The sequence below is a fragment of the Microbispora sp. NPDC088329 genome (genome assembly GCF_040685655.1).
Taxonomy (GTDB): Bacteria; Actinomycetota; Actinomycetes; order Streptosporangiales; family Streptosporangiaceae; genus Microbispora.
Genome location: NZ_JBFBIP010000003.1, coordinates 473,352 through 491,927, shown reverse-complemented (window position 1 = coordinate 491,927; position 18,576 = coordinate 473,352). Strand labels below are relative to the sequence as shown.

Below are 18,576 nucleotides of genomic sequence, written 5' to 3'. Positions count from 1 at the left end.
TCAGTCGTCCGGGTCGAGCGGGTCGCCGAGCAGCGCGGCGTCATGGACGAGCAGGGCGATCTGGACGCGATTGTTGAGGCCGAGCTTGGCGAGGATGCTCGACACGTGCGTCTTGACGGTGGGGACGCTGAGATGCAGCAACGCGCCGATCTCGGCGTTCGGCCTGCCCTGGCCGACCGCCACCGCGACCTCCCGTTCCCGGTCGTTCAGCCGCGCCAGGCGCTCCGCGGCCCGGGTCCGGCGCCGGTCCTGGCCGTCCTCGGCCACCCGGGCGATGAGCCGCCGCGTCACGGCGGGTGACAGGACCGGGTGGCCCCGGGCCACCCGGCGGATGGCGTCCACGATCTCGGCCGGCGGGGTGTCCTTCAGCAGGAATCCGGCGGCCCCGGCGCGCAGGGCACGCAGCACGTGCTCGTCGGCGTCGAAGGTGGTCAGCACGATCACCTCGGGCGCTCCGTCGCGCGTGCGCAGCGCCTCGGTGGCGGCCAGGCCGTCCATGACCGGCATCCGGATGTCCATCAGCACCACATCGGGGTGGTGCCGGCCGGCCAGCGGCAGCACCTCGGCGCCGTCCCCGGCCTGGGCGAGGACGCGGATGTCGGGGGCGCCGCCGAGCATCATCACCAGACCGGCCCGGACCAGGGGGTCGTCGTCGGCGATGAGCACGCCGATAGGCGCGGATTCTGGCACGATCATGCCGGCCACGGTAGCCAGGCCCGCACGCGCCAGCCACCCGGGCCCTCGCCGGCGCCCCCATCCGTAGCCCCCTCCAAAGGGCCATGCAGGGGTCCATGCAGGGGTCCGTGCTCCAGCCGTCCTCCCACCAGCGCGACGCGCTCGGCCAGGCCGGCGAGGCCGTGGCCGCCTCCGCCGCCGGCGTCAGGTGGGACGTCGGCGGGGGCGTCGGCGGCGTCGTTGACCACCTCGACGGTCAGGCCCTCGCCGGGCGCCCCCGACACCCGTACGCGGACCGCGGCCCCCGGCGCGTGCTTGCGCGCGTTGGTCAGGGCCTCCTGCACGACGCGGTACGCGGTCCGGCCCGTCCGCTCCGGGACGCTCTCCCGCGAGCCGAGGTCGTCACGCAACCCCACCCGCATGCCCGCCTGGCCCGACTCCGCGACGAGCCGTCCCAGGTCGGCCAGGGTGGGCAGGCCGGGCCGTGTCGGTGCGGACGGCTCGCCCGCCGGGGCGCGCAGCACGCCGATCACCTCGCGCAGGTCCTGCAGCGCCCGGTGGGCGCTCTCCCTGATCACTCGCGCCGCCCGGGCGACGTCGGCGGGGTCGGCGCCGGGATTGAACTCCAGCGCCCCCGCGTGCACGCTCAGCAGGGACAGCCGGTGACCGAGCACGTCGTGGATCTCCCGGGCGATGGCCTCGCGGACCTGGTGCTGCGCCTGCTCGGCCCGCAGCCTCGCCTCGGTCTCCATCCGGGCCACGCGGTCGCGCTGCGCCAGCACCAGACGGCGCCGATGGTGGACGAACAGCCCCCAGCCGGCCGCCGCGCCCTGCAGGGCCAGGCCCAGCGTGAACATCACGGACGGCGGCTCGTTCGGTTCGGGGCGCAGCAACGTGAAGACGACCCCGGCCAGAACGCTGAGACCGAACACCGTGCCGGAGGTCCGCGGGCGACGGTGGACCGCGACCGAGAAGAGCGCGGCCAGCATCGAGCCCGCGACCATCTCGAAGACCGCCGACAGCGCGACCAGTGTCACCGCGAGCCCGACCGGCCACCGGCGGCGCAGCCACAACGCGGCGCAGCCGAGCGCGCCCACGAACTGGTCGAGGGGGAACAACCACGCGGGCGGCAACGGCGTGTTGTGCAGGCGGTCCACCGACATGAAGAAGGCGAAAGCCGCGGCGAGCGTGAACATCGCCGAGTCCACGAGCCAGTCGCGCCGGCCGCGCCGGTGCCGGGGGGTGGCGGAGGGATCCATATTCCCCGCAGCGTACGGCCCGGGGGAGGCCGGCTCACGGCCGAGCTTCGAAGACCGTACCGAAGTCGGGCGCCGTCCTACTTCGGCCGGCGGGGGCGCCGCACGCCGGCGACCTTCGCCGGACGAGAGCATCCTGACGCCCGATCCCCGCCGGGCGCGCAGGTCCCTAGCGTCGGCGCCATGCGTAAGTACGTTCGATTCGCCGGGGGGTTCCTGGTCGTCGCGGGCATCAGCGGGACCATCGACCGCCTGGCCGCGCAGCCGTTCTGGGGCGCGATACTCAACGTCTTCAACCGCCAGGTGATCCCGCGTCTGGGCTTCCTGACCGGCTACGAGATCTACGCCAACCTTCTCGTCGCGGTCGTCGGCGCCGTCGTCTTCGCCGCCGCGTGGAGGCGAGATGAGGAAGCCTGATCCGTGGCGTCTCGCCATGGCGGCCGGGCTCCTGGTGCTGGCGCCGATGTGCGCCGAATACGTCACCGGTTACGACGACAGCACGGGCGACCCGCTCGTGCTCGCCGCCAGTCTCCTGATCTTCAGCCCGTTGTACGGCGCGCCCGCGTTGCTGATCCGTGAGACGTCCCGCCGCCTGGGCCTGGGCTGGCCGGCGATCCTCGCCCTCGCGACGGCGGCCGGCGTGCTACAGGCCGGCGTGATCGACCAGTCGATGTTCAGCGAGGGATACCGGGACATCCCGTACTGGGAGGAGATGGTCCGCCCGACGTACGTCGAGCCGCTGGGACTGGCGGCCTACACCGCGCTGTCCTTCGTCGCGGGCCACGCGATCTGGAGTTTCGGGGTGCCGATCGCGCTGACGGAGGCGCTGAGCCCGCGTCTGTCGCGCACGCCCTGGCTGCGAACGCCCGGCCTGGTGACGGCCGCGGTGCTGTACCTCGCGGCGGCGGCGCTGGTCCTGCGCGACCACCTGCGGACCGAGCACTATCACGCCTCGGCCGCCCAGACAGGGGGATCGCTGGCCGCCGTCGCGCTGCTCGTGCTCTTCGCGTTCGTCCCCGCCGTACGGAGACGGCGCCGGCCCTCGGTCCCGGCTCCGCCCGCAGAGCCGTCCGCGGGGGCGCCGCCGCGGCCGGTCCTCGTGGCGGCGGGCGGTCTGGTGGCGGGCCTCGTCTTCAACTTCCTGCCGTCGACCTGGGCCGGGGTCGCGGCCGGACTCGCGGTGATCGCCCTGTGCGCGGCGGGTGCCGGCCGCCTGGCCCGCACGCGGCGGTGGAGCGGCCGCCACGCCGCCGCGCTCGCCGCCGGAGCCCTGAGCGCGCGTGCGGTCGTCGGGTTCTTCGCGGTCCCGCTCGGCGAGGTCCCACCGGTCGCGAAGTACGCGCACAACGTCGCGTTCCTCGCGGGCGCGGTGCTGCTCGGCGTGCTGGCGGCGCGGCGCCGCGACACCGTGACCCTGCGACACCGTGACCCTGCGACACCGTGACCCTGCGACGCCGTGACCCTGCGACACCGTGACACCTTGACCCTGCGACGCGGTGAACCCTGAGCTCACGCGCCTGAGCCGGGCGCGTCATCCTTCTCCGCGGACGACCTCGCCGGGGTCCTTGTCGTCGCGCAGGCCCCGCCAGGAGGGGTGGCGCAGCCGCCCCTCGCCGGTCCACTCGGCGAACTGCACCTCGCCGACCAGGACCGGGTCCACCCACCGGCCGCCCCTTGCCTCCTCGCGGGTGATGTCCTCGAACGGGGATGTGTCCCGCCGCAGCGGCGCCAGGCGTTCCCCGAGCCGCCGCAGCGCCTCGTCGGTGAAGCCGGTGCCGACGCTGCCGGCGTACCGCAGGCGCCCGCCGGCGTCGTTGACGCCGACGAGCAGCGAGCCGACGGTGTTCGCGCGGCGGCCCTCCCCGGCCCGCCAGCCGCCGACGACGACCTCCTGCGTACGGACGTTCTTGACCTTGACCCAGTCGGGGGAGCGGCGGCCGGGCCGGTAGGGGGAGGCGAGCCGCTTGGCCACCACGCCCTCCAGGCCGAGACGGCGCGAGTCCGCGAGCGCGTGCTCCCCGCCGCCGCTGTAGTACGGCGGGATGGCCCACCGGCGGCCGGTGTGGACCAGGTCCTCCAGGCGGCGCCGCCGTTCGGTGTAGGCCAGGGCGGTCGCCGGCGCGGCGTCGACGTGCAGGACGTCGAACAGCAGGTACGTCACGGGCGTGGTGACCGTGAGCTGCCGGATCTTCAGCGGGTTGCGCTGGTGCATCCGCGGCTGCAGCGCCCCGAACGACGGCCTGCCCTGCTCGTCGAAGGCGACGATCTCCCCGTCGAGCACGAGCGCGTGCCCGCCGGTCGCCTCGGCCAGCCCGGCGAGTTCGGGGTAGGCGGCGGTGATGTCCCTGCCGTTGCGGGAGACCAGCCGGAGGGTCCCGTCCTCGACGTAGCCGAGGGCGCGGACCCCGTCCCACTTCATCTCGTGCGCGTAGTCGCCGTCCGGCTCGGGCAGCGGCCCGAGCCGGGCCATCATCGGCGCGTACGCCGGAAGGGCGGCCATGCCCCGCTGATACCCCGGCCCACCCGGCCAGTACCCCTGACCTGCGGCGACGCGACGGCATCCTCCGGATGGAGGATGCCGGGCGACGTGTCGGGTGATGCCGCGCGATCGGCGCCGCCGCGAATCTCGAGGCATGGAAGCCATCGAGGTGACAGACCTCCGCAAGTCGTACGAGGGCACCCCCGCCGTGGACGGCGTGACGTTCACGGTCCGTACCGGGGAGACATTCGGGATCATCGGCCACAACGGCGCCGGCAAGACCACGACCGTCGAATGCCTGATCGGGCTCAGGCGAGCAGACGCGGGCACGGTCCGCGTGCTCGGCGAGGATCCGGCGCGCAGGCGGCGGGCCCTCGCCCACCGCCTCGGCGTGCAGCTGCAGGACGGTTCCCTGCCCGATCGGATCAAGGTGGCCGAGGCGCTGCGCATGTTCGGCTCCTTCTACCGCGACGCGGCCGACTGGCGGCGGGTGATGGAGCGCTGGAGCCTGCGGCCGCTGGCGAGGAAGGCGTTCGGCGACCTGTCGGGCGGGCAGCGGCAGCGGCTGATGCTCGCGCTCGCCCTGGTCGGCGACCCGGAGGTGGTCGTGCTCGACGAGCTGACCACGGGCCTGGACCCGATCGCGCGCCGAGAGACCTGGCGGCTGGTCGGCGACCTCAGGACGGCGGGCACCACGGTGGTGCTGGTCAGCCACTACTTCGACGAGATAGAGGCGCTCTGCGACAGGGTCGCGGTCTTGGCCCGCGGCCGTGTGGAGGCGACGGGTACCCCGGGCGAGCTCATTGCCCGGACCGGAACCGCCTCGCTGGAAGAGGCCTACCTCGCCCTGGAAGGAGTGGACCGATGAAGGCGTTCACGGCTCTGGCGGCCGCCGAGCTCAGGCTGCTGTCGCGCGACCCCGCCTCGCTGTTCTTCATGGTGGCCTTCCCCCTCATGCTGCTGGTGCTCAAACGCGGCGACAGCGGTGCGGTGCCCGGCTACCTCGCGATGATCGCCGCCATCGGCGGGATGGGCGCGCTGCCGGGCCTGCTGGCCTCCTATCGCGAGCGCAAGGTGCTCAAGCGGCTGGCCACCACGCCGATCTCCCCGGTTCTGCTGCTCGGCGCCCAGCTGGTCGCGCAGGTCGCCGCGGGCCTGGCGGGCTCCGTGCTGCTGGTGGTCGTCACCATCACGGTGTTCGGCGGGCAGGCGCCCGGCGACGTCCTCATGCTCGCCGCCGCCTTCCTGCTCTGCTCGGTGATGGCCTGCGCGCTGGGCTTCGTGATCGCCGCCGTCGTGCGCAACACCAGGGGCGCGAGCCTGATCGGCATGCTGGTCATGTTCCCCATGATCTTCCTGTCCGGCGCGGCCGTGCCCAGGAGGGCACTGCCCGGCTCGCTGCGCCAGATCGGCGACTTCCTGCCCCTGACCCCGGCCGTGGAGGCCCTGGGGGACGCCTGGTCCGGCACCGCCGCGATCTTCCCCCTGCTGATCCTGGCCGGGATAATCGTGGCGGCCACGGCCGCCGGCGCCGCGCTGTTCCGATGGGAGTGAGGACGTGAACGTCTGGGAGGCGCGCTGGTTGCGCGCCTTCCACATGCTGTACTACGCCTGCCTGGCGCTCGGGCTGGTCCTCTCGTACGGCGAGGGTGCGGGCGCGGTCCCCGGCCCGCCGACGCTGGGAATCGTCGCGCTCATGGCCGGCTGGCACGGCTTCTTCGTGGCACGGCGGCCGCGGCTGCTCAGGCGGCCGAACCCGATGGCGTTCCACCTGGCGGTCGTGTGCGCGCTCTACATCGCGCTGGTGATGCGGGACCGGTCCTTCGACGTGGTCGTCTTCGGGCTCATGCCCCAGCCGTATCTGATGCTCGCGAGCCCCTGGTCCTACGTGGGTGCGGTGGCGACGGTCTTCAGCACGTTCGCCGCCAGGGGCTACCTGGACGAGCCCAACGCCGTCTGGCGGCTCGCCGGGAGTTCCGGTCTCGTCGTCGCGATCGGGTTGTTCGTGGACTACGTGTCCCGGCAGAGCGCGCAGAACCGGACGGTCGGGATGCTGGAGGAGCGGGCGAGGCTGGCCAGAGAGATCCACGACACCCTCGCGCAGGGGCTCACCGGGATCATCACCCAGCTGGAGGCGGCGGAGCAGGCGATGCCCGACCCGCGTGCCGTACAGAAGAGGATCACGCTGGCCAAGGAGCTGGCGCGCGACAACCTGCGGGAGGCGCGGCGCTCGGTCGACGCGCTGCGGCCCGGACCGCTCGCCGGCGCGGGTCTCGAGGCGGCGCTCGCGGAGGTGGCCGCGCGGTGGTCGCGGACGTCGGGGGTGGCGGCGACCGCGTCGGTGGAGGGGACGCCCCGCCCGCTGCCCGGCGAGGTGCAGGCGACGCTGTTGCGGGCGGCGCAGGAAGGGTTGTCGAACGCCGCCAAGCACGCGCGGGCGGGCCGGGTCGCGATCACGCTGACCTACATGGACGATGAGGTGACGCTCGACGTGTTCGACGACGGGGTGGGTTTCGACCCGGACGTGCGCGGTGCGGGTTACGGGCTGGCGGCCATGCGCGAGCGGGCCGGCGGCGTCGGGGGAACGCTGACCGTGGAGTCCGCACCGGGAGAGGGGACGGCGCTGTGCCTGCGGATCCCCTCAAACTGATGATCGTCGATGACCATCCGGTGGTCCGCGACGGACTGCGCGGCATGTTCGACCAGGTGACGGACATCGAGGTGGTGGCGGAGGCGTCCGACGGGTTCGAGGCGCTGGCCATGGCCAGGCGGGCGCGGCCGCACGTGGTGCTGATGGATCTGCGTATGCCCGGCCTCGACGGTGTCGGGGCGATCCGGCGGCTCCGGGCGGACCACCCGGAGATCAAGGTGATCGTGCTGACCACGTACGACACGGACGCGGACGTGGCGCGGGCCATGGCCGCCGGGGTGGCGGGCTACCTGCTGAAGGACGCGCCACGTGAGGAACTGCACCGAGCGGTCCGCACGGCCGCCGCCGGCGGAGCGGTCCTGGCCCCGTCGGTGGCCTCCGCCCTGATGAGCAGGCCCACGGCGCAGGAGCCGAGCCCGCGCGAGCTGGAGGTGCTGCGCCTGGTGGCGCGGGGGTCGGCCAACAAGGAGATCGCACGGGCTCTGCTGATCAGCGAGACGACGGTGAAGACGCATCTCAAGCACGTCTTCGCCAAGCTCGGCGTCGACAGCAGGGCCGCGGCCGTCGTCGTGGCCATGGAGCGGGGGCTCATCTAGGGGAGGATCTCCAGGCGGACGTCGAGGCCCTCGTACAGGTAGGGGGTCGCCGTGATGATCCGCCAGCCGCGGCGGGTGGCGTGGACGGCGGCGTGGGCGGCCACCAGGACGTCGGGCAGGAGCGCGTCGGCGGCGGACGGGCGGTGGCGGCGCAGGCTCGCCATGATCTCCTGCGCGTACGGCCCGCCCTCGACGGCGTCGCCGGGGGAGAGCGCGCCGGTGACCACCATCGACATGCGCAGGAAGCGTTCGAGCCGGGGCTGGATGGGGCCCAGCGACAGCACCTGGACGGCGAGCGCGGGGACGAGAAGGGTGACACCGTGGGCCGAGGACTGCCGCACGACGGCCCGGCCGTACATGCTCTTGCCCTCGATCAGGTGGACGACGGCGTCGAGGTCCAGCACGTGGCCGGACAGGACACCGGCCGGTGGGACGGGGTCGGTCACGCGGCGTCCGCCTTGGCGCCGCCGGTCATGAGGCGCGCCGCGCGGGCGCTGTCGTCATCGCTGATCCCGTCCTGCCAGCTCGGCCCCCATAAATCGGCCATGATGGCCAGGTCGCCCTGGATGCGCCGCCGTTCCCGCAGCGCCGCGGCGATGTAGGCCGAGGCGTTGCCGGACGCCTGCGCCTCGTCGGCCAGTTCGTCCGGCAAAGAGATCGTAATCTTCTTGGTCATACTGGGGAGGCTACCCAGTCATACCCTCGGCGGTCCACCGGTTCGCGGAAAAGCCTCCCGCCTTCTCACCGGCGATCCGCGAACGGGGCGGCGATCTCGCGCACCGCCCGCGCGGCTCCCCAGTCGTCGTCGCCGTGCGCGACGATGCTCAGCAGCTCGCGCAGGTGCAGCACGGGCATGCGCTCCCGCCAGCCGTCCGTCAGCGGCGCGACCTCCTCGTACGCCGCGAAGAAGCGATCGGAGGCGGGCGGGCGGGGGAGCACCACAGCATGCTGAGGTCCGCCTCCGCCCAGCAGTAGGACGCGGCCGGGTCGATCAGCGCGGGGCCCCCGCCCGGATCGGACAGGACGTTGCCGCACCACAGATCGCCATGCGTGAGCACCGGGGGCAGGGGCGGGACGAGCTCGGGCAGCGCCGCGCACAGGCGCTCCAGCGCCTCCCGGTCGGCGCGGTCGAAGGCCGCCTCCGCCGCGGGCTCGCACAGCCGGCGCAGGATGCGTGCGCGGGCGAAGAACGAGTGCCCGTCGTCGTCCCACGCGTTGTCCTGGCGCAGGCGGCCCAGCCAGCCGTCCCGGTGCCAGCCGAAGCGGTCGCCCCGCGCTGTCACGTGCATGCCGGCGACCATGTGCCCGAGGTCCCCCCAGAACCGCTCGTCGTCGCGGCGCGGCGCCAACGGCTGGAGGCATCCCGGGCCCGCCGAATGGCCCGGGCGGCGGCGCACGCGCCACGGGGTACACCCCTGGACGAGGGGGTGGGGCGCATGCGGCCTGCGGGGGCACGGGTGCTGGTCACGGGCGCGTCGTCGGGCATCGGCGCCGCGACGGCGCTGGAGTTGTCGGCGCGAGGCGCGCGCCTGGTGCTCTCCGGGCGGGACGAGGACGCCCTCGCCGGCGTCGCCGCCCGGACCGGCGGCGAGGTCCTGCCCGCCGACCTCTCGGACCCGTCGGCCGATCTCGCCGTACGCGCCGGGCGGGTGGACGTGCTGGTGGCGTGCGCGGGCGAGGGCTGGAGCGGACCGTTCACGCGGATGTCCGCGGGCACGGCCGAGCGCTTGATCGCGGTCAACCTGGCGGCTCACCTGCAGCTCACGCGGCTGCTGCTGCCCGGGATGCTGGAGCGCGGCCGGGGCCACCTCGTCTACGTCGCCTCGATCGCCGGCGTGGTGGGCGTGCGGGAGGAGGCGGTGTACGCCGCGACCAAGGCGGGCCTGCTGGCCTTCGCCGAGAGCCTGCGGTACGAACTGCCGGGCATCGGAGTGACGGTCGTGGTGCCCGGAGTGGTCGACACGCCGTTCTTCGCCCGGCGCGGCAGGCCGTACACGCGCCGCAGGCCCGCGCCCGTCCCGCCGGAGCGGGTGGCCCGCGCCATCGCGGTCGCCGTGGAGCGCGACCGTGCCGAGGTGTACGTCCCGGCCTGGCTGCGGCTGCCCGCCCGTCTGCACGGGGCCGCTCCGGGGGCGTTCCGCGTCCTCGCCCGCCGTTTCGGCCGTCCCTGAAGCGCGTGATCGTCAGCCGCCGCGCAGCGCGCGCAGGGACTCGCGCAGCGAGCCGAGGGTGGCGAAGACCGCCGTCGGCTCGTAACCGCAGTGCGCCATGCAGTTGGCGCAGCGCGCGTCCCGCCCCCGGCCGTAGGAGCTCCAGTCGGTCTCCTCGACCAGCTCCCGGTAGGTCTTCGCGTAGCCGTCGGCCATCAGGTAACAGGGCCGCTGCCAGCCGAACACCGAATAGGACGGGATCGCCCAGGCCGTGCAGGGGAAGTCGGTCCTCCCCTCCAGGAAGTCGAGGAACAGCGGCGAGTGGTTGAACCGCCAGCGCCTGCGGTTGCCGCCCGCGAACGCGGCGCGGAACAGCTCGCGCGTCTGCCGCACCCCCAGGAAGCAGTCCTGGTCGGGCGCCTTCTCGTAGGCGTACCCCGGCGAGATCATCATCTGGTCGACACGCAGGTCGTCGTTGAGGAAGTCGAGCACCTCGATCACGGTGCGCGGGCTGTCCCCGGCGAAGAACGTGGTGTTGGTGGTGACGCGGAAGCCGCGCCTCTGGCACTCGCGCACCGCCGCGACCGCCTCGTCGAACACGCCCTCCTTGCACACCGACGCGTCGTGCCGCTCGCGCAGGCCGTCGATGTGGACCGCCCAGGCGAAGTACGGCGACGGCGCGAACCGGTCGATCTTGCGCGGGATCAGCAGCGCGTTGGTGCACAGGAAGACGTACTTCCTGCGCGCCACCAGCTCCTCGACCATCTCCCCGATCTGGGGGTGCATGAGCGGTTCCCCGCCGGCGATCGACACCATCGGGGCGCCGCACTCCTCGACGGCGGCCACCGCCTGCTCGACCGGCATGCGCTGCTTCAGCACGCCGGCCGGGTGCTGGATCTTCCCGCAGCCCGCGCATTTCAGGTTGCACGCGAACAACGGCTCAAGTTCGACCAGCAGCGGGAACCTCTCCCGCCGGCGCAGCCGCTGGGCCAGGATGTACGCGCCCACGCGCAGGCTCTGGCGTACGGGCATCGGCATCAGGGCCGCACCTCCTTCGGCATCGTGAACTCGACGTTCTCCTCGGTCACCCGTCGTTCCTCCACCTCCAGCGGCCCGAGCCCGCCGAGGGCGGCCACGACGGCGTCCACCATCGCGCCGGGGGTGGACGCCCCGGCCGTCAGCCCGACCGTCCGCGCGCCGCGCAGCCAGTCGAGCGCGACGTCGCCGGGACCGTCGACGAGGTGGGCGGGCGGCGCCCCGCCACATCGGGACGCGCGGCCGGCGCGGGCGGCGACCTCGGTGAGGCGCAGGGCGTTGGACGAGTTGGCCGAGCCGACGACCAGGACCAGGTCGGCCTCCGCGGCGACGGCCCGCACCGCGTGCTGCCGGTTGGTCGTCGCATAGCAGATGTCGTCGCCGCGCGGCCCCTCGGCGTCGGGGAAGCGGCGCCGTATCGCCGCAGACACCCGCCCGGCCTCGTCGGCCGCCAGCGTGGTCTGGGTCAGGTAGGCGACCCCGCGCCCCGGCGGCACGTTCTCCACCGCGTCCGCCACCCCTGCCTCGTCCTCGACCAGCACACCCGCGCCGGGCACCTCCCCGAGCACGCCCTCGACCTCCTCGTGCCCGGCGTGGCCGATCAGCACGACGAGGTCGCCCCGCGCGGCGAACCTGCGGGCCTCCGCGTGGACCTTGGCGACCAGCGGGCACGTCGCGTCGACGACGCGCAGCCGGCGTCGTGCCGCCTCCTCCCGCACGGCGGGCGCCACGCCGTGCGCGGAGAAGACGGTCACCGCGCCCTCCGGCACCTCGGCCAGGTCGTCGACGAACACCGCGCCGCGCCGCTCGAGGTCGCGTACGACGTGGACGTTGTGCACGATCTGCTTGCGCACGTACACGGGCGCGCCGAACCGGTCCAGCGCGCGCTCCACGATCTCGATGGCCCGCTCGACCCCGGCGCAGAACGAGCGGGGTGACGCGAGCAGGACCCGGCGGGGACCCAAGGCCGCCGCCCACCGCGCCAGGATCGGGCCGATCGCGGCCAGCGTGCGCCGCGCGGCGACCGCGCCGGCCAGGGTGGCGAGGTTCAGCAGGGGAGCGTCGGGGGTGTCCACGATGACCCGCACCGCCGCGAACGGCCGCCCGCCCGCGGCCGCCGCAAGGGGAGCGCTCTCCATGTCGACGGCGGAGGCGCCCGCGCGGGCCAGGACGAGCCGGTCGCGGCCCGTCACCATCCCCGGCGAGGTGACGAGCGGGCCGGTGCGGGCGGGCAGCCCGGCGCGGGTGAGTTCTCCCGCCAGCAGCGGGGCAGACGGGCACGGCCAGACCCGGCCGCCGGAGCGGACCTCGGTGGCGACGAGCACGTCCCCGGGACGCAGGCCGTCGTGCAGGGCCCCGCCGAAGCCGGTGACGGCGAGGGCGGCGGCCGGCGGGAGCAGGGCCGCCGCCCTCGCCGCCCGGTCCGGGCCCATGCCGATCCGGACGACCCGGACACGCGGATGGCCGTCCCCGAGATCCGGCCGAGACCGCAGGCCACGGGCGACGGCCCGGGCCTCCATCCCCAGCGCGGTGCACACGATCAGGTCTTTCATGACGTCCCCTCCTGCGCCCGCAGGTAGCGGCCGAGCGCGCTGACCGGGAAGACGAGCCGGTAGAGGTGGTAGTTGATGAAGAAGTCGCCGGGAAAGCCCGTCCCGGTGTAGTGCGGCTCGTCCCACGTGCCGTCCGGGCGCTGGCTGCCGGCCAGCCAGGCCGCCCCTCTGTCCACCGCCCGGCCACGCTCCCCGGCGGCGAGCAGGCCGATGAGGGCCCAGGCCGTCTGCGAGGCGGTCGGCTCGCCCCGCCCGATCCAGGCGGGGTCGCGGTAGGAGCGCATGTCCTCGCCCCAGCCGCCGCAGGGGTGCTGACACGCCTCCAGCCAGGCCACGGCCCGCCGTACGGCGGGGGCGCCGGGCGGCACCCCGGCCGCCGCGAGGGCGGGCAGCACCGCCCCGGTGCCGTACACGTGGTTGGCCCCCCACCTGCCGAACCAGGAGCCGTCGGGCTCCTGCGCCCGCAGCAGCCACATCACGGCGCGCCGGACGACGGGGGAGCGGGCCAGGCCCTCGGCGGCGAGCGCCTCGACCACGTGCGCGGTCACGTCGGCCGAAGGCGGGTCGATGACCGCCCCGAAGTCGCAGAACGGCAGCCGCAGGCACAGCTCGCGGGTGTTGTCGGCGTCGAAGGCGGCGAAACCCCCGTCGCGGCAGGCCATCCCGGCCATCCAGCGCAGCCCCCTCTCGACGGCCGGCCGGGCGTCGGGCCGGCCCCAGCGGCGCAGCGCGAGGATCACCTCCGCGGTGTCGTCGACGTCGGGATAGCCGTCGTTGTCGAACTCGAAGGCCCAGCCGCCCGGCGCGAGGCCGGGGCGCCGCACCATCCAGTCGCCCGGTCCCCGGATCTCCTCCCGTAGCAGCCACTCGCCCGCCCGGGTCAGCGCGGCATGGTCGCCGGGCAGGCCGGCGTCGAGGAGGGCGGTCATCGCGAGCGCGGTGTCCCAGACCGGCGACTGGCACGCCTCCAGCCTGCGCGTGCCGTTCTCCCTGATGGTGAACCTGTCCAGCCCGGCCAGGCCGGCGCGCATGACGGGATGGTCCAGGCCGTACCCGCTCAGGCTCAGGGCGATCAGCGAGTAGACCCAGGGAGGCTGGATGCCGCCCCACGAGCCGTCGGCCTCCTGCCGGGCCACGACCCACTCGGCGGCCCGCCTCAGCGCGGCGCGGCGGAGTCCGGCCACCGGGCGGCGCTCGTAGCGGTGCAGGGCGCGGTCGAGGGCCGCGAACACGGCGTCCCAGCCGGTGCGCGGGCCCCGCCGCGCCACCTGCCCGCCGGTGATGTCCCGGCCTGAGTTGTCCGGGCCTGAAATGTCACCGCGCAGCTCCGGCAGGCCGAACGGCAGCGGGCGGACCGGCCGGTGCGCGGTCACGATCGTGAGCGGGACGATGGTCTGCCGCGCCCAGCAGGCCCAGTCGTACACGTTGAGCGGGCACCACGGCGGCAGGAACATGATCTCCGGGGGGATGACCGGCAGGTCCTCCCACCGCCAGAGGCCGAACAGCGCGAGCCAGATCCGGGTGAAGACCCGGGCCGACTCGACGCCGCCGGCCCCGCGCACGTACGCCGCCGCGGCCCGCATGTGCGGCGCGGAAGGCGGGTCGCCCGCGAGTCGCAGCGCGGTGTACGCCTCGACGCTGGTGGACAGGTCGGCGGGTCCTTCGTGGAAGTTGGCCCAGGTGCCGTCTTCGCGCTGTTGCGACCTGATCCACCGGGCGGCCTCGGCGGTCTCCTGCGCGGTCCGCACGCCCAGGAACTCGCGCAGCAGAAGGTCCTCGGCGTCCATGGTCACGTTGGTCTGCAACTCGCCCTTCCACCACCCCTCGGGCGTCTGCAGGCCGAGCAGGTGGTCGCGGGCCGCCGCCAGGGCGGTCGCGGCGCGGGCGGCGCCGGTGGCGACCGCGGTCACGGCGCCCACTCCCGTGCCCACTCCCGTGCCGAGATCCGCTCGAGATGCCGCCTGACGAGGCGGGCCGCCTGGAGTCCGCTGCGCACGGCTCCCTCCATCGTGTCGGGCCAGCCCGTGTCGGTCCACGCGCCGGCGAGGAACAACCCCGGCCACCGGGTGGCCGCGCCGGGGCGCAGCCCGCCGCTTCCCGGGACCTGCCGGAAGGTCGCCCGCCGTTCCCTGGTGATGAACAGGTCCACGACCCGCGCCTCCCGCGCGGCCGGGAGCAGCCGCTCCAGTTCGGGCAGGAACACCTCCCGCATCACGGCGGTCGGCACGTCGATCCAGTGCCGCGCCGCCGACACCGAGACCGTCAGGTACTGGCCGCGCGTGAGCCCGCCCGCCGCGGTCCTGTCGAAGATCCACTGCACCGGCGAACCGACGACCGCGGCGAACGGCAGCCGGGTGACCGGCCGGTCGTAGACGACGTGCACGTTGACGATCGGGCTCGCGCCGAGACGCGCCCAGGCGTCCCGGTCCGGCGCGGCCTCGGCCGGCACGAGCCGCGCGGCCTGCCCGTGCGGGGTGGCGACGACGACGGCCGCCGCCTCGACGTGCCGGCCGCCCACGAGGATCGACGGTCCGTTCGGGCCCGGCGGAGACGGCAGCACCCCGTCGACCTTCGCCGCCAGCCGCACCTCGCCGCCCAGCCGGGCGATGGCCGAAAGCGCGGCGCCGCCGTGCAGGTCGCCGAGCGGCACGGACGGCACGCCGATGTCGGCGGCGTCGGCGCGGCCCAGCAGCGCCGTCCTGAAGACCATCGCCGCCGGCCCCAGCGCCGCCTCCTCGGACGGGATGTTGAGCGCGGCCACCGCGAACAGGTCCCACAGCGCCCGCTGTACGCTCTCCCGCTGGCCGTTGGCGGCCAGCCAGCCGCCGAGCGCGGCCCGGTCGAGGGCGGGCTCCGCCGGGTCGAGCCCGCGCAGCGCGAGCGCGCCGCGCACCGCGCGCAGCCGGTCGGCGGGGGACAGCAGGCGGTAGCCCGCGAGCGCGGGCAGCAGATGGAGCGGCCCGGGCAGCGCGGACCGGCGCAGCCGTCCCCGTCTGCCGTGCGGAGTGAGCACGCTCACGTCGAAGCGCTCCTGCAGGCGCACCCGCCCGGTCCCGCCGAGCCGGTCGAGCAGCCCGCGGTAGGCGGTGCAGCAGCGCAGGAAGACATGCTGCCCGTTGTCAGCCGTCAGGCCGCCCCTGGCGAAGGAGTGGGTGGCCCCGCCGAGCCTCGGCCTGGCCTCGTAGAGAGTCACCGGCCAGCCGGCCTCCGCGAGCGCGAGGGCCGCGGTGATGCCGGCGAGGCCGCCGCCCACTACCGCCACGGGCGGGACGGCCCCGCTCCCCATGCCGTTCAGCGGGTCGTTGCCCATGCCGTTCATCGGGCCGTTCACGGGGCCGTTCATGGGCCCGCCCCCACGATCGCCCGCGCCGCGACCATCGCCTTCGCCCACGGCGTGAGCGACACGCGTCCGTCCAGCGCCCGGCCCGGGTCGGCGGCGATGCGGGCGAGCAGGCGCCGGTAGATGCCCGCCATCGCCGCGGTGCAGGCGGCGCTGCGCCGGTCGAGCAGCGGGATCAGGCGCAACCCCTCGGCGTACCAGCCGAGCGCCCGCCCGGCCTCGTACCGGATGAGCCGTGCCAGCCGCTCGGGCGGGTCGGCGAAGTCCCCGGACCCGTCCAGGTCGAGCGTGCAGCCGAACCTGCGCAGGTCGTCGGCGGGCAGATACACCCGGCCCGCGCAACGGTCCTCCCGCAGGTCCCTGAGCACGTTGGTGAGCTGAAGCGCGACCCCGAGGGAGTCCGCGAACCGCGCCGCGCGCCGCAGCGTCCCTCCTCCGGCGCCGTCGCGTCCGTCCACCCCGGAGGCGAGGCCGAACACGCCGAGAGACAGCCGCCCGATCGACCCGGCGACCTCCCTGCAGTAGCCGACGAGGTCCTCGTACGACTGGTAGCACGCGCCCGCCACGTCGGCGGCGCATCCGTCGATCAGCTCCTCGAACGCCTCCAGCGGGACGGGGAAGCGCGTGGCGGTGTCGCGCAGGGCCACCAGCACGGGGTCGGCGGGATCCGGCCCCGGCGCCCGCAGGCCAGCGCGCGCCTCCTCCAGCGCCGACAGCCGCGCGTTCACCGGCCCGGCCGCGTCGCCGATGTCGTCGATCCTGCGGGCGAAGGCGTACAGCGCGCTGAGCGCGCGGCGCTTCGGCGGGGCCAGCAGGCGGATTCCGTAGGCGAAGTTGCGCGCCCGGGCGCGCACGACGCGCTCGCAGTACCGGTAGGCCACCGGCACAGGCACGAGCACCGGCATCGGCCCGGGCACCGGCTCGGAAATGGGCGTGACGGGGCGCAGCGCGCGGGCGGTCGGGTCGTCGCCCACGCTACGCGGCGTGGGGCCGGGCGGGCGGTCGGGAGCGGGATCAGGAATCGCGCCGGGAACCGTCACCGTTCACCTCCTTCAGCACGCGCACCCATTCGCTCAGCACCGCGCGGCGGCGCGCGCGGACCGCCCGGCCGAGGACGTCGTGCCGGCCGCGATCCAGCGCCGCGAGCGCCGCCCGGCCGCCCGCGACGTAGCCGGCGACCGCGGTACGCGCGAAGCCGCTCAGCGTCTCCAGCAGCGGCATGCCCTCGTCCAGCAGGGTGGCGGCGCGGCGGGCCTGCAGGGCGACCGCCCGGCGCAGCCGCGGGCAGGCGTGGGAGGCGGCGAGGTCGGCCTCGCGGCAGCCGAACCTGCGCAGGTCCTCGGCGGGCAGGTAGACGCGGCCGCGGGCGTGGTCCTCACCCACGTCCTGGCAGTGCTCGATCACCTGCAGCGCGGAGCAGATGCGGTCCGACAGCCGCGCCCGCTCGTCGGTGGCCACGCCGAAGACGTGCAGGACGATCCGGCCGACCGGGTTGGCGGACAGCTCGCAGTAGGCCAGCAGCTGCCCGAAGGTGTCGTAGCGCCGCACCACCTGGTCGCGCCGGTTGGCCTCCACGAGGTGGAGGAAGGGCGCCCTCGGCACGCTCCGCCCGGTGACCAACGGCGCCAGCGCGCGTACGGCGGGCAGCCGCGGGCTCCCCCCGGCGTACAGGCGGCCGAGGTCGGCCTCCACCGCGTCGAGCAGGGCGGGCCGATGGGCGGAATCCGCCTCGTCGCCGACGTCGTCGACGTAGCGGGCGAAGCCGTACACCGCGATCAGGTCGCGGCGGTACGCGCGCGGCAGCAGGCGGGAGGCCACCGGGAAGTTCTCCCGGCGCGCGGCGTCGCGTACGTCCGCTGCGGACATGCCTGAAGAATCTCCACCGCAATTCGCCACAAACCCGGACAGAGCGGGCAGGTGTTTTACGTGGGCAACCCCGGAGGAAAAGCGGCGTACACGAGCAGGCGGCGCCCGGAGAGAACGGCAAAAACACGGTCGAGAACAACGGCGGGAACGCGCGGCTCTTTTCCCCGGACTTCACACTTCCGGCCGCGGGTAAAGAGTTGCCCGGACCGGAAGCCGGTGCGGCCGCGCGCCGCCGGGTACAACCCCGGTCCGGGACGTGTGCGGGCGGCCGACGCCGTGGGCGCCGAGCGGTCCGACACGGAGCCCGGCGGCGCGGCAGCGGCCGACCACGCCGGCGAGCGCGCCCAGCGCCGAGCGCCAGGAATCCGGGGCGGAGGTGTGGTCGCAATCGTGCAGCAGCAGCGTCGCCCCGCCGCGCAGACCGGGCTCCAGGGTGCTGAGCACCGATTCCGGCGTGGCCCGTTCCGTCCAGTCCCGGCCCCAGGCCGTCCACAGGACCGGCCGCAGGCCGTGCCATCGGGCCGCGAGCAGCGCCTCGGCGCTCAGCACCCCGTACGGCGGGCGGTACCACGAGGGGCGTATGCCGGTGACGGCGGTGACGAGGCGCACGGCCCCGCCCATCTCCGCCGCGACCCTGCCCGGCCGGGTGACCAGCGTGTTGTCGTGCCGCCAGCCGTGCACGGCCACCTCGTGACCTGCGCGCGCGATGCTCCGCCCGACCTCGGGATGGCGGTCGAGCATCTCGCCGAGGAGGAAGAAAGTCGCCCGGCACCCGAGCCGGTCCAGCTCGTCCAGGAACAGCGGGGTCGACCGCGGGTCCGGCCCGTCGTCGAAGGTCAGCGCCACGTGCCCGGGATCGCCCTCGCCCGCGAGGGACGGCAGCAGGCGGCGGACCGGGGGCAGCCAGGTCGCCCCCGGCCCGGCGTGGAGCAAAGTAAGGCCGGCGGCGACGAGCGCGTGATGTCTCAATCGACCC

The 18,576-nt window shown here is 74.7% G+C and carries 20 protein-coding genes; 7 read left to right on the top strand and 13 right to left on the bottom strand.

Annotation, left to right across the window (positions count from 1 at the left end; translation table 11 throughout):
• Together AB0O28_RS09705 and AB0O28_RS09700 are read right to left on the bottom strand one after the other, a co-directional pair.
• On the bottom strand, positions 1 to 696 hold the full coding sequence (locus tag AB0O28_RS09705; RefSeq protein WP_363638195.1) for a response regulator transcription factor: 696 nt from the start codon (positions 694 to 696) through the stop codon (positions 1 to 3).
• Entirely contained in the window at positions 693 to 1,934 is a 1,242-nt protein-coding gene (locus tag AB0O28_RS09700) for a histidine kinase (RefSeq protein WP_363638193.1), read from the bottom strand. Before AB0O28_RS09700 ends, AB0O28_RS09705 begins: the two co-directional genes overlap by 4 nt.
• A gap of 180 nt (positions 1,935 to 2,114) precedes the next feature.
• Between AB0O28_RS09700 and AB0O28_RS09695 the strand changes: the two genes are divergently transcribed.
• Positions 2,115 to 2,348, top strand: coding sequence for a hypothetical protein (locus tag AB0O28_RS09695; protein ID WP_363638191.1), 234 nt, complete (start codon positions 2,115 to 2,117; stop codon positions 2,346 to 2,348).
• A complete protein-coding gene (locus AB0O28_RS09690; protein ID WP_363638189.1) occupies positions 2,335 to 3,375 on the top strand; it encodes a hypothetical protein in 1,041 nt (346 codons plus the stop codon). Before AB0O28_RS09695 ends, AB0O28_RS09690 begins: the two co-directional genes overlap by 14 nt.
• 87 nt (positions 3,376 to 3,462) lie before the next feature.
• Here the strand turns inward: AB0O28_RS09690 and ligD are convergent, their stop codons facing one another.
• A complete protein-coding gene (gene ligD, locus AB0O28_RS09685) occupies positions 3,463 to 4,431 on the bottom strand; it encodes a non-homologous end-joining DNA ligase (RefSeq protein WP_363638187.1) in 969 nt (322 codons plus the stop codon).
• Positions 4,432 to 4,564: 133 nt separating this feature from the next.
• On the opposite strand from ligD, the gene AB0O28_RS09680 reads away from it, so the two are divergent.
• Genes AB0O28_RS09680 through AB0O28_RS09665 form a run of 4 tightly spaced genes read left to right on the top strand, consistent with a single transcriptional unit; the run spans position 4,565 to position 7,656 of the window.
• Positions 4,565 to 5,278 carry an ABC transporter ATP-binding protein gene (locus AB0O28_RS09680; RefSeq protein ID WP_363638185.1) on the top strand — a complete coding sequence of 238 codons (714 nt, stop codon included), beginning with the start codon at positions 4,565 to 4,567 and terminating at the stop codon, positions 5,276 to 5,278.
• Positions 5,275 to 5,964: an ABC transporter permease gene (locus AB0O28_RS09675; RefSeq protein ID WP_363638183.1), complete on the top strand. Its 690-nt coding sequence runs from the start codon at positions 5,275 to 5,277 to the stop codon at positions 5,962 to 5,964. The genes AB0O28_RS09680 and AB0O28_RS09675 overlap by 4 nt, the downstream gene beginning before the upstream one ends.
• A 4-nt stretch (positions 5,965 to 5,968) precedes the next feature.
• Entirely contained in the window at positions 5,969 to 7,060 is a 1,092-nt protein-coding gene (locus tag AB0O28_RS09670; RefSeq protein ID WP_363638181.1) for a sensor histidine kinase, read from the top strand.
• On the top strand, positions 7,060 to 7,656 hold the full coding sequence (locus AB0O28_RS09665; protein ID WP_363638179.1) for a response regulator transcription factor: 597 nt from the start codon (positions 7,060 to 7,062) through the stop codon (positions 7,654 to 7,656). Before AB0O28_RS09670 ends, AB0O28_RS09665 begins: the two co-directional genes overlap by 1 nt.
• On the opposite strand, the gene AB0O28_RS09660 is transcribed toward AB0O28_RS09665, so the two are convergent.
• From AB0O28_RS09660 to AB0O28_RS09650, 3 genes are all read right to left on the bottom strand, one after another.
• Positions 7,653 to 8,102, bottom strand: coding sequence for a hypothetical protein (locus AB0O28_RS09660; protein ID WP_363638177.1), 450 nt, complete (start codon positions 8,100 to 8,102; stop codon positions 7,653 to 7,655). The genes AB0O28_RS09665 and AB0O28_RS09660 overlap by 4 nt on opposite strands.
• On the bottom strand, positions 8,099 to 8,332 hold the full coding sequence (locus AB0O28_RS09655) for a hypothetical protein (protein ID WP_363638175.1): 234 nt from the start codon (positions 8,330 to 8,332) through the stop codon (positions 8,099 to 8,101). The genes AB0O28_RS09660 and AB0O28_RS09655 overlap by 4 nt, the downstream gene beginning before the upstream one ends.
• A 199-nt stretch (positions 8,333 to 8,531) precedes the next feature.
• Positions 8,532 to 8,945, bottom strand: coding sequence for a fructosamine kinase family protein (locus AB0O28_RS09650; protein WP_363638173.1), 414 nt, complete (start codon positions 8,943 to 8,945; stop codon positions 8,532 to 8,534).
• A 147-nt stretch (positions 8,946 to 9,092) separates the two neighbouring features.
• On the opposite strand from AB0O28_RS09650, the gene AB0O28_RS09645 reads away from it, so the two are divergent.
• Positions 9,093 to 9,827, top strand: a complete 735-nt coding sequence (locus AB0O28_RS09645) for an SDR family NAD(P)-dependent oxidoreductase (RefSeq protein WP_363638171.1) — start codon at positions 9,093 to 9,095, stop codon at positions 9,825 to 9,827.
• Between the two features lie 12 nt (positions 9,828 to 9,839).
• On the opposite strand, the gene hpnH is transcribed toward AB0O28_RS09645, so the two are convergent.
• From hpnH to AB0O28_RS09610, 7 genes are all read right to left on the bottom strand, one after another.
• On the bottom strand, positions 9,840 to 10,844 hold the full coding sequence (hpnH, locus tag AB0O28_RS09640) for an adenosyl-hopene transferase HpnH (RefSeq protein WP_363638169.1): 1,005 nt from the start codon (positions 10,842 to 10,844) through the stop codon (positions 9,840 to 9,842).
• Positions 10,844 to 12,394 (bottom strand): 4-hydroxy-3-methylbut-2-enyl diphosphate reductase, encoded by a 1,551-nt coding sequence (gene ispH / locus AB0O28_RS09635; RefSeq protein WP_363638167.1) that lies wholly within the window; start codon positions 12,392 to 12,394, stop codon positions 10,844 to 10,846. Before ispH ends, hpnH begins: the two co-directional genes overlap by 1 nt.
• Complete coding sequence (shc, locus tag AB0O28_RS09630) at positions 12,391 to 14,304, bottom strand: squalene--hopene cyclase (RefSeq protein WP_363638165.1); 1,914 nt, start codon at positions 14,302 to 14,304, stop codon at positions 12,391 to 12,393. Before shc ends, ispH begins: the two co-directional genes overlap by 4 nt.
• Complete coding sequence (gene hpnE, locus AB0O28_RS09625) at positions 14,301 to 15,737, bottom strand: hydroxysqualene dehydroxylase HpnE (RefSeq protein ID WP_363638163.1); 1,437 nt, start codon at positions 15,735 to 15,737, stop codon at positions 14,301 to 14,303. The genes shc and hpnE overlap by 4 nt, the downstream gene beginning before the upstream one ends.
• Positions 15,734 to 16,774 carry a squalene/phytoene synthase family protein gene (locus AB0O28_RS09620; protein WP_363638161.1) on the bottom strand — a complete coding sequence of 347 codons (1,041 nt, stop codon included), beginning with the start codon at positions 16,772 to 16,774 and terminating at the stop codon, positions 15,734 to 15,736. The genes hpnE and AB0O28_RS09620 overlap by 4 nt, the downstream gene beginning before the upstream one ends.
• Positions 16,749 to 17,600 carry a squalene synthase HpnC gene (hpnC, locus tag AB0O28_RS09615; RefSeq protein ID WP_363638159.1) on the bottom strand — a complete coding sequence of 284 codons (852 nt, stop codon included), beginning with the start codon at positions 17,598 to 17,600 and terminating at the stop codon, positions 16,749 to 16,751. The genes AB0O28_RS09620 and hpnC overlap by 26 nt, the downstream gene beginning before the upstream one ends.
• Before the next feature lie 171 nt (positions 17,601 to 17,771).
• Positions 17,772 to 18,569: a polysaccharide deacetylase family protein gene (locus AB0O28_RS09610; RefSeq protein ID WP_363638157.1), complete on the bottom strand. Its 798-nt coding sequence runs from the start codon at positions 18,567 to 18,569 to the stop codon at positions 17,772 to 17,774.
• Positions 18,570 to 18,576 lie beyond the last annotated feature (7 nt).